Source organism: Runella zeae DSM 19591, from assembly GCF_000423565.1.
In the GTDB taxonomy this organism is placed as follows: domain Bacteria; phylum Bacteroidota; class Bacteroidia; order Cytophagales; family Spirosomataceae; genus Runella; species Runella zeae.
Window position 1 is genome coordinate 129,794 of the sequence record NZ_KE384040.1, and the last position, 13,837, is coordinate 143,630.

General features: G+C 41.5%; 6 protein-coding genes. 2 read left to right on the top strand and 4 right to left on the bottom strand.

The features are described from left to right. Positions 1–20 precede the first annotated feature (20 nt). The 4 genes from G563_RS0126530 to G563_RS35970 all read right to left on the bottom strand — a co-directional run bounded on the left by G563_RS0126530 (position 21) and on the right by G563_RS35970 (position 9,201). Entirely contained in the window at positions 21–737 is a 717-nt protein-coding gene (locus tag G563_RS0126530) for an ABC transporter ATP-binding protein (protein WP_028668001.1), read from the bottom strand. A gap of 39 nt (positions 738–776) precedes the next feature. Continuing rightward, entirely contained in the window at positions 777–1,868 is a 1,092-nt protein-coding gene (locus G563_RS35965) for a serine hydrolase (RefSeq protein ID WP_051211223.1), read from the bottom strand. Positions 1,869–1,939: 71 nt separating this feature from the next. Continuing rightward, on the bottom strand, positions 1,940–4,468 hold the full coding sequence (locus G563_RS0126540; RefSeq protein WP_028668002.1) for a tetratricopeptide repeat protein: 2,529 nt from the start codon (positions 4,466–4,468) through the stop codon (positions 1,940–1,942). A 134-nt stretch (positions 4,469–4,602) separates the two neighbouring features. Next, entirely contained in the window at positions 4,603–9,201 is a 4,599-nt protein-coding gene (locus G563_RS35970) for a translocation/assembly module TamB domain-containing protein (protein WP_063828445.1), read from the bottom strand. Between the two features lie 146 nt (positions 9,202–9,347). Here G563_RS35970 and tsaD point away from each other — a divergent pair, with 146 nt between their 5' ends. Beyond that, positions 9,348–10,349 (top strand): tRNA (adenosine(37)-N6)-threonylcarbamoyltransferase complex transferase subunit TsaD, encoded by a 1,002-nt coding sequence (gene tsaD, locus G563_RS0126550; RefSeq protein ID WP_028668003.1) that lies wholly within the window; start codon positions 9,348–9,350, stop codon positions 10,347–10,349. A 281-nt stretch (positions 10,350–10,630) separates the two neighbouring features. Further along, the gene (locus tag G563_RS0126560; RefSeq protein WP_028668004.1) at positions 10,631–13,780 is read left to right on the top strand and encodes a T9SS type B sorting domain-containing protein; all 3,150 of its coding nucleotides are present in this window, start codon (positions 10,631–10,633) and stop codon (positions 13,778–13,780) included. Positions 13,781–13,837: the final 57 nt, after the last annotated feature.

The window sequence follows — 13,837 nt, forward strand, 5'->3', positions numbered from 1 at the left end:
GTTTCTGTATATTGTTTTTCTCAAAGCGTAGTGAGATGTTGAACTTTGGTAGGGGTAGGATTAATGATGTCGGATTCGACGAGCCCGTCGCGTAAGCGTATGATTCGGTGTGCATACTTGGCAATATCGTCTTCGTGCGTGACCACTACGATCGTATTGCCTTTTTGATGAAGCTGGTCAAAGAGATCCATGATTTCATAAGATGTTTTGGTATCGAGGTTACCGGTGGGCTCATCGGCAAGCAAAATACTAGGGTCGTTCACAAGAGCGCGAGCTACGGCTACACGCTGGCGTTGCCCACCCGATAGCTCATTGGGGCGGTGACCTGCCCGCTGTTCCAATCCCACGTTTTTGAGGGCAAGCATGGCTTTTTCGGTGCGTTGCGATTTGGTATAACCTGCATAAATAAGCGGAAGAGCAACATTTTCGAGCGAGGTCATTCGAGGAAGCAAATTAAAGGTCTGGAATACAAACCCAATTTCTTTGTTTCGAACTTCTGCCAACTCGTTTTCGCTCATGTCACTTACGTCTTTGCTGTTGAGGATATATTGGCCAGAAGTGGGAGTGTCGAGACATCCGATGATATTCATGAGGGTAGATTTTCCAGAACCTGACGGGCCCATAAAAGCTACGTATTCGCCTTTGTTGACCGAAATAGTAACGTCTTTTAGAGCTTCAATTACTTCACTACCCATGATGTAGCGCTTAGCGATATGTGAGGTTTCGATGATTTTCATGACTGCTTTGGTAACTTGCTTTTGTGTGATGATTCGATTTTACTTATCCTTCATTTTGTTTAAAATAATTTTCATTTGTTGGGAGTCAGCCTTATTATCCAAAATACGCTGAATAAACAGGGGAAGTTCTGCTTGTAACAGGGTTTGTTCAAATACTCCCAAGTCATTAGCAAATACAACTAGATTGGTGCGGTTGCCTTGTTTGTCGGTGGCGTATAAAACATAATTGAGTACAAAAGCAGTTGCACCTCCTTTAGCTCCATAGAGCCGAAATTGAGCCTTGTTTTGAGGATTGAGCATAGGCCATTCCATCAAAGTTACTAAGGTTTTTTGAGTAGTAATATTAAAATACTTTCTATTATGAATTTTTTCAATCACACTTGCATATTCTTTAGCTGTGGCACTAGGAAGTCTATCCGACCACTCTTTTTGTACCGATAGCGGGATATGAGCAAGATTGAATTTTGACTTCACGGTAGTATCAACTTTGAGTAATTCAAAATACTTATTAGCTCTTTCAAGGTACAGTTTCATCGGCATTTTTTTGAGAGCCGTAGCAGATTTTTCTTCCGAGCATACATACAAAGCTGATACAAACGGATAGAGTGGTTGGTGGTTGGTTAAACCTAATTTTCGTAAATTAGCGTTGATGTTATTGAGGCCAAGTCTCCACATCAAATACTCCGTATTGGCATTGCTACTATATCTCATCATGCCTTTGGCGACTTCAATCATCGGAACCGTGCTATTGGTGACAAGCCCCGCTTTTTTTACTTCCTCTAACCATGCTCCATGAGCCCCTCCGTCTGTGTCATCTATATAAAATCTTGCTAACTCTCCCAGGTTTATCGGTTCACTAAGCTTTATTTTTCCGGCAGATGCTTGTTGAGCAAACTCAATTGCAATGATAATTTTGGACACGCTGCCCAAGGTCATCATTGCATTCGAATGGTGGTCTACAAGTAGGGAATCATTTCTGGTCCAATAAACTGCGCATTTTCTGGGATTTTTAAGTAAATATTCGGCTACGAAATCTTGCTCATAACGTAAGTATTTGAAATAAAAATAAGTGAATACACAACTGAATAAAACAGCTAAAATCCCCAAGCCCGTGGCTAGAACTTTCCACATAAAGAGTGGTTATTTTTAAGTTAACAGGATGGTTTGTAGGGTAGTAAAACCAATGAGTAAAAATACTGATTTCACCTAAAACTTTCACGTTCTTTTTCGATGAGTGCGCGCTGAGCGTGATAGGTTTTCTGAAATTCTTGATAATCGGCAGGAGTTGTAATCGCAAACAGGTCACGCATGGCATCCTCGGCAAAGTCAGTAAGGCGTAGGTGCAATGCTTGTAAGACATATAATTTTTGAATAGCAGGAGAGTCGCGATGAAAACGCAGAGCGTTCAACAAGGCTTGATAAGGGATTTGGGGCTTGTTGAGTTTGTTGAAGTATTCTTGCGTTTGTTTCAACAGTTGTGTGTCAAAAGGGGCTTGGCGTATTGCATCCAAATATTCATTTTCGGTTTTGAGCGAAGTAAGCAAAACAGGCTTTTGGAGGTTTTCTTTAATAAGCCAAAACTGTAACGTTTGACGAGCTAGTGCTACTTTTTTTGAAGTATCGGCTACGGTTTGAGCCGCCAAAATATCAAAGGCGACGATTTTGTCATGCTTATATTGGGAATAGGCTCTGGCGAGCTGTAGTTCATTGTAAAAATTGCCGTTGTTGCCAGTATTCTCTAATTTTTGCAGAAAGGACGTTAAATTAGTATCACCAGTGTATTGAACGAAATTATATAGATAGGCAAAATTGTTGACACTCAAAGCAGAATCCGTAGAGAGGTGAAGGTTATCAATAGGATTTGCATTGGTTTTTTGCCCAACTAGCTGAGCTACTGCCAGACGATTGGCCGTATGCGACAGACTGGGATATTGATTTTGAAGAAGCTTTGTTTCTTTAAAATCCTGAATACTGAGTCCTTTGGGTACGCTTCTGGATGAATCTAAGCTGAGAGCTTTACCCCAAAATGCCAAAAGGTTGGTTTCAGCTACGCTGGTATTGTGGGCGTTTTGGCGGGCTAACTCATAATAATAATAGGCCGAATCGGCAATCGTGGTTCGGGTATAGAGGTAGCCTAGGTTATTTTGAAGTTCGCCACTATCAGGAAACTTGGCGATGCCTTTTCTAAGATTAAAAACAGCATCAAAAAACAAGTTTTCGTTCAACAACGCTTGACTTAGCCCCGCATAAGCTTCAGGGGTGGGATCTTTGTGCAAAGCTTGTTGAAAATAAGCTCCTGCGCTTATTCTATCGCCTTGTCGTAAGGCCAAAGATGCCAAGGCAAATCCAGATTTGTGGTTTTGAAAGTCTTGTTCGAGGGCAAGTTGGTAATATTGTTCGGCAATGACATATTCGCCGGTAGCGGTATAAAGGTCTCCTAAGGTATTATAATAACCTGCCTGCGCTTGGTCAAAACTATAAAAACGATTGAAAGACAATAAAGCCACTACACCCATACCGCCAATCATCCATGCTTGGGATTGAAGAAATCGTATGGGTTTGTAAATGACTTTGTAAACGGCTTTGCCTTGTTTGAACAAAGGCCAAAAATTGAGACCAATATAAGCCGTAAAAACCAATCCGATGGCTAGTTGAGTATACACAATAGCATCTTCAAAAACTTCGATGAGGGGATTGTTGTGAGTAAAAGCCACAAAACCCAGCACTGCCGTCGAAATAAGACTTACTCCCAGGTACAACCAAACGCCAATTTCTCTGAAAGGTAGGAAAGAGTCAGTACGTTTATGTAAGTTCCAAAGCCCTAGCACTATACTTACTATGCACAAAAGAGTAGGACTGAAGTACCCTAGACTATCGTCGGTACGGCGAGTGATTTTGAGATAAAGCAAGAGAAGTGTACAAAGAAAAAGACCAGTCAAAAATAAAAAATTGACTAAACTATTTTTGCCAAATCCTGTGCGTGAATTGGTAGTGACATATACAAAACCACTGATGATTTCGATAGATACCCAGCCTATAAGCAAACACGCTACTATCGACATTGGGAGCAAAGAATAGGCCGTAAAAGTAAACGCCGCCTGAGGTACCTGAGCAAAATAATGAAACCCAATCGCAAGCAAAAGTACAATCCCTGAAAAGATAAAAATGCGCTGTGTCATGGGCATATCTTCCCTGAAAGCCTGAAAATAATAGCTTACTCCTCCTAAGACTACCGCAATGATGCCAAATCCGAGAGATTTTTCGGAACCAAAAAGCTGTAAAACTTCTAAATGAGACAATGCTATGAGGCTGATAAAAACCATCATGGAGCCAATATACCATCGCCTCGGCAATGCTGACAATGCGCTGAGAAGTAGTACCACGCCTGCGAGTAGCAAACCAACGTAGCCCCATATGAGCCAAGCTGGCAAATCTGATTGCACTGGGACAAATTGCTCTTTGAGTAAGTATGCTTTTCCTAAGAGTGCAATTTGAGATTGAGCAGAATCTTGGGGTGAGACAGAAGCTATATTTTGTTTGACGGTGAGACTATCGAGCTGTACAGTTACGTCATCAAGTTCGCTTAATACTTGCCAGCTTACGGTGTTTTCGAGGCCTCGGTAGTGAAAAAACAAAAGAGACGTGAGTCCAAAAACAAGAAGACCAAAAAAAGTGAGGTATAAAAATCGTTGGGTGGGATGCCAATTTTTCCAGAAAAAGAGAGATGTCATGAGGATGATCAAAAACGTATAAAGCGTTTATTGTTTGGTTAAACAACGCTTCATCGAATAAGATATTTTTTATTGAAAAGTAAATAGAAGCTGCAAGTTATAAAATACTGAGCTTTGTCGGTCATAATTTGTGACTACTGCTTGTCGGAAGAAGGCTCAACGGAAGTCCTGTAAGTAGTAAGTCTGCCCGAGTTTGTCTTGGGGGACGTTTCGGTACGCGATTCTTTGGGACCAAATATCCTAAAGCTATTGAAGCTGCGAGTAAACAAATAACTAGCTCCGTACGAAACGGCGTTGGGAGTTCCGGCGGTAGAAGTAAACTGATTCTGCACATTCCGGTTATACATGCGTAGGCGTTGGCTACCGTCATCCGTGAGCCAATATTCCAAAGTCCAGTCTAAAAGAAGGTTGGTAGCGTCGTATTGATTTTGTCCATAGGAAAGGCGGCCGTCGCGTGTGATACGGAATCGGTCATTGAAAAAACGATACGAAAAGCGCAACTGAAGATTGTTGATGGCATTGGGGTCAGTAAAATTAAAGCCTGAAAGCCCTACTTCTAAGTTTTCATTTACGGACGATAACCATTTACTAAGCTGACTTGTGATAAGCTCACTGGCGCTATTGAGTCCTAAAGCGCCAGATTGAGTCAAAAAATCGTTTTGATTAGATATCAACTGACCAAATAAAAGCATTCCGCTGACTTGTTGAGCTAAGTATTGCTCGTCGCGTTTGAGGCGAGTTTCTACGGCATTGATTTCAAATTGCACACTTGCTGGGTATTCCTTAAACTTCAAATCGTAGGCGATTTGGGGCGAAAGCATTCGCTCGCTCAGTGCGATAGTAACCTCTACTGGGTAGCGTCTTGAAATGAGCTCACTGCGATTGTTGAGGTTGGAAGTGGTACTTGTAGTACTAGTCTGAAACAAAGGTGCAAGGGAGGCATTGCTTATATAGCTTGCTTTTACGTCGAGAGTGGCTCCATAAGGGTCGCCTGTCCAAGAAATTCGGCTTCCTTTTTGGATTTGGAATTTTTTGTTGATAACATTTTTTAACGTAAATAGATAATCTCCGTTTTGGATTTCGTAAGAACCTGCCATGTTGAATTCGCCACGGGTATCTATTTTGAGGTTGATAAGTCCACTTCCAAATGCTTTAATGGCATCGCCAGTTTGACGGTCAAACTGAATTTCGCAATAAGCATCTGGTGTCATATTGAGGCGCAAATCCATCTTGATGATGTCTTCTTCATTGCTGACAATCTTGTTTGTTTTGGCTATTGCTTGGGCTGTAGTATCGGGGGTAGAAGATACAAATTGTACAAAATCTTCGGAAGCTACTTCAGCTGCACCATCCAGCGGAATGTATATTTTGGTACCTCGATTGCTGGTCAGGTCAGCATCAATTTTGAAATTGTTGATTGGGCCAAACACCTCTACCTTGCCAGTAGCGTACGCATTGCCATAGAAGAGCTCATTGTCGCGAATGGTCGTATTCAAGATTTTGAAATTACGCATATCTGCGTCAAAACCTAAGGTAAATTTGGTAAAACTATTGTGATATACGCCGCCGCGCAAAGTGGCAGTGTTGCCTTCAGGGTCAGTAAGGCGGAGGTTTTTGACTCGAATATCTGTTTCACCAAAGTATACTTTATCTTCAAAGGACAAAACCGCCTTGAGGTAATCAAACGTTAAGCGCCCTTTTTTGACATCAATCACTCCATCCAATACGGGAGCATTGTAAGGGCCTTTGATAGCCACCATTCCCCCTGCTTTACCTGTAATATTAGAGACCAATCCCCTCGAAAAGGGTTCGAGTAAGTTCAAATCGGTTTCGTTAAAATTTGCGCTAAGATTCAGCTCATTGTTGGTTAAGCCTGGGGTATAAGTGCCATTTACCGAGATTAGTCTTTTTTCTTCTTTGTCCAAATGTACATCTACATGCAAATGCTTGTCGATAGGATCCCATTCGCCTCTACCTACTAAATTACCCATTAGGAAATTGTTGTAAGTAAGGTTTTTGACTTCCGTTTTGGAGTCTACAATTGGCGTACGATATACATCACTTATCATGATGGCGCCATTGGCTACCCCTCCCAAGTTGGTGTTCAAGACTGGATTAAGGGTAGCTAATTCAAAGTTTTTAGTTTCAAAAGCAAGTGCTTTAAGGGTGTCTTTTGAAATATCACCGTTGAGAGACAGAAGCTGGTCTTTGTCTTTGGTTTTAAGATTGATGTTGCTAAACGTAACCTCTGAGCCATACACAGAGATAAGATTGTTGGCATCTAAGTTCCAATCTTCTTCAAGCAGCCGAAGCTTTGATTTTTTGAATTGTAAATACAAATAATCTCCCACAAAGCGTAATTCTCCGTTGAGCGTGGCACGGTTTGGCATTTTTTGCTGACGCAAATTGCTCCTAAAATTGATGTGGTCGTTGTCCCAAGCGGCTTCAATGCCCATTTTTTCGGTAGGAGCAATGCCTACAAGTTGTTGCTTCTCAGAGTTAATAATTGCCGACGCTAAGACCTCCGGGCTATTGGTGAATTTGGAGGTGTTAAGATCAATTTCTGATTGATAGAAAGTATTGTTTCCAATTTTGAGGGTATCCAATCGTCCCGTCATGGAGAAAATGGAGGTATTGTCGATGGTAAATACCCCTTCTACCACTGAGCCATTCGAAATCGCGCCATCAGGATAGAGGAAAGCCAAAAAACGATCCATTTTCTTGAACCGTAACCAATAATCTACGCTATAACGCTGTGGTGAGAGTATGGTTTTGAGTTTCTTTTGGGCATAGTATTGCGCTCGCGCCGTCTCGTCGCCCAAAAAATACATTTTATATTCTTTGAAAAGTTGGGGTAAATCTTTGACGGCTTTGGTAGGTTGAAATACGCCTTCGGATTGAAAATTGAAGAATTCGGACGAAATAGACAAGCGGCGAAGTTTGTCGTCTAAATGAGAATTTATCACCAGCGTATCTACTACTAAGCTACGTTTTTTGAGCGTAGCATAACTATTCAAAAACGTAGCATGCCCCGTTAACTCGTCCATTGTATTACCTTCTAGATTGACGTCTAGCTCAGTATGAATCAATAACGAATCTTTGGTAAAATTGAGCGGCTGTAGATTGATTCTTTCTACTTTGCCACGTGCATGATACAGGTATTTTTCTTTAGAAAAGTCAAAAACCCCGTCTACGTTTGCTAATAAGTTAGAGTCATTGACCACGATGATCCCTTCAAAAAACTTATTTTGCATATTGCCTCGCAAGTATACATTGCGATAGTCGTAGTCATTATAGTGAAATTTGGGCAAGCGTCCGTCAAAATTGAGTGAGGCATTTTTGACGGTAAATCCTTTTCCTTGGATTTTGCCTTCTATGTCAAGTTGAGCAAACTCTTCGTCGTCAAGGGCTTTTCCTAGTTCAAAATTTTGGGCAGAAATATCAGCCGTATAAGTAGGAATTGAAGGGGCAAGGTTCATTTGGAGGTCTTTGACCTTGATTTGCCCTAACGCACTTTGAAAATCTCCTTTGAGTTTGAAACGCTCGACGGTGCCCAAATAAGTGCCAGTAAAATCGACTATACCAAATTTCTGTACTAAATCATTAAAAGATTTTTCGGGGTAATATTGATAGAGGTCAAAAGCGTCGACGCGTGAGTTTTTGAGGTCAAAATTCATTAAAGAACTATAAAACTCAGTCACACCTTTGAAACCAATGTCGCCTTTTAGGCGGCTATTTTTACCAAATTGTAAATCGGCATTTGACCATTTGAAATCATTGACCGTTCCTAAAAAATCGCCGTGGGCTTTCCAAGTTTCGTCCAAAGTAAATAAGTAATCTGCAAACCAACCCAAATCTTCTGACCGTACGCGTGTACTGTCAAGATGCGCTTTCATTAATACTTTTTCGTTAAAATCACCAAAGGCAGAGGGCGCGTCGTAATTGAAAGATATGTAGTTTCTAATAATGGAATTTCCGATATGGGCATTGAGTTGCGCTAGTTCTAATTTAGTACGGCAATATAAAAGTTTAGTATCTAATTTTTTGACAGTGAGATGAGTACGCTTGTCGTGGGTTGTTAAGTTTTGGATATTGGTTGCAATGGTATCTCCCAAAACCAAGAAATTGCGAGCTTCTGCATTGATTTTTTGGAGCGTAAAATGATTGTAATCAAAAGCCTGCCCTTTCATTATTCTTTCGCGCGGGTCGTCCCACCGAAAAGAACCTTCAATCAAGTGAACTTGTTTGATAACAAAAGGTACGTTTTGGTCTTTGACGCCAGGGGAATTGGGGTTGGCGGTGAGCTCTTCAATGCGGGCAATAAATTCGTCAAGGTTTAAGTCACCCGTTTTGGGATTTTTGACCAACCATACCGCTGGGCGATAAAGGGTAGCTTCGTCGAGATAGGTACCAAAAGTCTTTTTATCTTTGCCCAAAATCAAGCCCCAAAAATCATGATTGACGTCAACGCGCTCAACTTGAATCATAGGACGTCCTTGGCGGTCAAAAATCTTGACTTTTTCGAGCGAAACGGCATCAAACCATTTGATACTTACTCGTCCTATAGAGGTGGGGTGTTGTAATTCGGTAGATAATTGCTTCGTAATGTAGTTTAATATCAAGGTTTGGATGGCCGGAAATTGCATACTTAGACTTATCATCTCCGCCAATATCATGATAGTGACGAAGAAAATAAAGACAAAATTAGCGATATGCCAAAGGATACGTTTCATGGCCGCTTTTGCTGGCTTTTAAAACCTCGATGAAGGTTTTAGTTCAGAATGGAGCTATGTTTTTTTAGAGTAGGTAAAACGTGCAACATCAGCCAACTATCTGCTTGATATATAAGTTTTTAACAATAAACGAAAAATAACAATAAATGACAAATATTTTGGCGATTGAATCGTCTTGTGATGAAACATCGGCGGCCGTTATCTCTAACGGACAAATACGCTCAAACATTGTGGCAACCCAAGTGATTCACCAAAAATATGGCGGAGTAGTCCCTGAGCTTGCTTCGCGGGCTCATCAACAGCACATCTTGCCGGTAGTTGAAAAAGCCCTCGAAGATGCAAAAATAAGTAAAAAAGACCTGAATGCCATTGCTTTTACAAGAGGGCCTGGATTATTGGGGGCGCTTTTGGTAGGAGCTTCTTTTGCTAAAGCGTTGGCGTTGGGGCTGGATATTCCGCTTATCGAAGTTCATCATATGCAGGCACATGTGTTGGCTCATTTTATTGAGGAACCTCGCCCGAGTTTTCCATTTTTGTGTTTGACAGTAAGCGGCGGACATACTCAAATTGTGCTGATACGCAGTGCATTAGATATGGAAATTATTGGCGAAACCCAAGATGATGCAGTGGGGGAGGCTTTTGACAAAACCGCCAAACTTCTGGGTTTGCCTTATCCTGGAGGGCCCTTGGTGGATAAGTACGCACAGCTTGGAGACCCTTTGGCGTTCCCATTTCCTGTGTCCGAAATGCCCGCTTTAAACTATTCATTTAGTGGAATCAAAACATCAATTCTGTATTTTTTACAGGAAAAAGTCAAACATAATCCTGATTTTGTGATAGAAAATCTGAATGATATTTGTGCTAGTGTGCAGTACACTTTGATTAAAATGTTGCTACAAAAACTACGCAAAGCTGCCAAACAAACCGGGATTTCAGAAATTGCGATTGCCGGAGGAGTATCGGCCAATTCGGGTTTGCGGAAGGCGCTGCATGAGTTGGGTGACAAAGAAGGCTGGAAGGTATACATTCCACGTTTTGAATATTGTACTGACAATGCTGCCATGATTGCAATGGCGGCTCATTTCAAATTTGAAAATGAAGATTTTTGTGAGCAAACAGTAAGCCCCTTACCACGGATGGATTTCTGAAAATGCCCGTTTGATAAAATTATTGATAATCTTAGGAACAAACTGTTTCGAAACGCCTCAGAAATGACTAACTTTGGTTAGTCATTTTTTTATTCAACGTACAGAAACTTTAAAGACATGAGGCGTGTGGTATTGATTAAGGAAAGAAAATTTCTGGCCTTCTATAATTCTCCTAATTTGGCAAAGCAGCTTATTGGGTTTGTGGAGACAGGTATTTCAGAAGCTGCCATTGTGTTATTCTAACCAAAAATACATCTTTTCCTTACCATTTGTAGCTAACTATGAATTTTCGAGGCTTTTTGATGGTGTTGATGCTATGGGTGGCTTTTGGCAATAAAGTGGCATGGGCAGATCATCTTAATAGTGGCGAACTGACAATAACAGCTTTGTCAACGCCCAATATGTACAGGATTTCGTTAAGGACTTTTGCAAGTATGACTTTTTATGTCATGGGAGGCAATAGCTATTCAGGTGGAACTCGTCCTGAATCAACTATAGCAGTGCATGTATTTAAAAAGAGAGATCATCAGAAAGTTGAATCTTTTAATCTAACAAGGCCACAAGCGCAAACATCGGGTGTTTTAGCTTTAGATGCATCCACGCCTTGCAATGGAATTGTAGGCAATTTGTTTACAGTTAGGAGTTATGTAAATAGCCTTGATGTAAGACTCGATCCTGCTAAGTATAATGATCCAATGGGGTATTACATTATTTGGGAAAGATGCTGTAGAGTGGAAAATCTCATTAATATCCAAGATGCAGGAGAAAATGTAGGTATGGTTGGCAGAGTAGATTTTCCTGCTATTATACGCAATAACCAACCTTTTATTAATTCTTCTCCTACTTTTCCGCGTGCCGATGCGGCCCAATTTGCCTGTGTCAATCAACCTATTCAAATCGACGCCTCCGCTACCGATACAGATGGTGACGAGAGACGATACTCCATTGTAGCTCCCTTGAGAGGATATACTACAGAAGGCTCTAACAACAATGTGGGTTCGGGGGAATCTCGAAGCACTTACCCTGAAGTGAGGTGGGCTGCAGGCTACAGTGCGGCCAATCCTCTCAATAGCCCTCAAGGACTTCGCATAAATGCTGCGACGGGGCAGATGACGGGGCAAAGTGATAAAGTGGGGAGCTTTGTGTTTGCGGTGCTAGTAGAAGAATACCGAAATGGTGAGAAAATAGGGGAGATCAGAAGAGATTATCAGCTGGTAGTAAGAGACTGTGACATAAATAATCCTACACCTCCTGCTATCACTGTTGATGGTATTACAGGAGAAACTACTCTTTGTAACAATGAAAGTAAAACATTGACAGCTCCTTTGATTGCGAATGCGACCTATCAATGGTATAAAAACGGAGCTATTGTCCCCAATGCTACTAGTCGTACTTTGAGTGTTAGTCAAGCAGGGGAGTATCAAGTAAAGGTAAAAACTGCTTGTAGTCCAGAGGCATCTTCTCCTATTTTTAAAGTAAACACTGTCACCACTAGCCCCCTTACTATAGCACCCTCTGGGACTGTAGAGATATGCAGTGGTGATGTCACTAGGTTAGAAACGAATTTAACCACTACTACTCATCGATGGTATTTGAATAATACGCTTATCAGTGGCGAACAAACCAATCGTCTCAATGCAAGCGCCCCAGGTGTATATAGAGCCGAAGTTGGAGATGCTTTGTCTAATTGTTTATTGAAAGATAGCGTAGTCATAGCTTTGAGAGTATCCCCCACAGCTTTAAATCTAAGAGCATCGAAATCAGTTATTTGTGGAGAAGATTCGGTGTTGTTGTCGGTCAATTCAATCGCCGGCTATACGTTGGAGTGGCGGAGAGATGGACAAATCTTACCCTTTACTTCTTTCTCATTTTACGCTAAAGTCGGAGGGCTATATCAAGTAAGAGCTAGTTTGGGAAATTGTAGCCAATCAGATACATTGCGCATACAATCTATCCAAAGCCCTAATGTACCCCTTGTAACCTCCAGCAATGGCGAAAGTGGCTTGCAAATTTGTAGGGGTGAGACGGTAAGCTTAGCCACAGCAATGATTCCTAATACTACCTACCAATGGCAGTTAGAAGGAGCGAATATCGGTAGCACCAATACTTCATCTATACAAGTAACTAAGGCTGGAAACTATCGTGTTCAAATCGCTACGCAAGGTGTATGTAATTTTACTTTAACATCAGAGATTTTTAAAGTAAATGAGGGACAAGCTCCGCAGATTAGTCTTGGATCATCAGATACTACTCGAATCTGTAATGGAGATACTGCCTTGTTACAAACGAGTTCTCCTACCCAAAATGAGTATCGATGGTACCGCAATGGGGCATTACTAACAGGAGTCACTGGGAGTGAGTTGCGAACAACACAACCTGGAATGTATCGCGTAGAAGCTCGAAATGCTACGTTGGTGTGTGGTGTCAAAGATAGTATAGCGGTAGTTTTTAATACTCCCCCTTCTTCTCCGACGATTACGGCTTCAAAAAATATTTTTTGTGTAGGAGATTCTTCGCAACTTAGGCTTAATGCCCCAAGTGGCTATAACATAGAATGGCGACGTGATGGGCAAATAATTGCTGAAACTCGACCCAATTTCTACACAAATCAAGCAGGGATATATCAGGTAAGGATATTTGCGGGGAATTGTTCGGCTACTTCAAATGATATTGCACTTACAGCCGAATTGCCGCCAGTGGTTACTTTTGGAACTATTGCTCCCGTATGTTATAATGATACATTGGTCGTAAATCTTACTGCTTCTCCTGCTGGCGGGCAATTTGGGGGGCAAGGAGTAGACGGAAACAGGGTCAGAGTATCGCAGGTAGGTGTGGGGAGTCATGCCGTTACTTATACGGTAATATCTTCAAATGGATGCCGGGGAGTACAAACCCAAGCATTGGAGGTAAGGCCTACGCCCGAAGTGACTTTACCCTCTCAAATGGTGGTGGGTGAAAATGACGATACAGAGCTTACACCTACCATTGAGGGCGCGAGTCCGTTTACTTATCAATGGAGCCCTCCACAGGGCTTGAGCAGTGCTACTATTGCTAGCCCTAGGGTCAATATTTCAGAAAATACAAGCTATACCCTAACTGTAACTGCTGCTAATGGTTGTATCGCGCGGGCGTCGATAAACGTAGTATTGGAGGTAGTTGATTTAATTTTTATTCCTGATGTATTTACGCCCAACAAAGACGGAGTCAATGATACTTGGGAAATCAAAAACATCCAAATTTTCCCTGAGGCAGAAGTAACCATTTACAATCGTTGGGGTGAAGCTATTTTTCATCAAACTAAAGGGTATCAAATGCCTTGGGATGGCACTTATGGGGGGGGGGCAGTAGCTTCAGGTCAATATACGTATGTGATTAATCCACACGCAAAAGAATTTGGGATTTTTAGGGGTAAGGTGTTGGTGTTGAGGTAGTTGTATTGTAGTTTTGGTTGTGTTTTCGACAATTTGATAAGTTCAGTTTTTTTACTC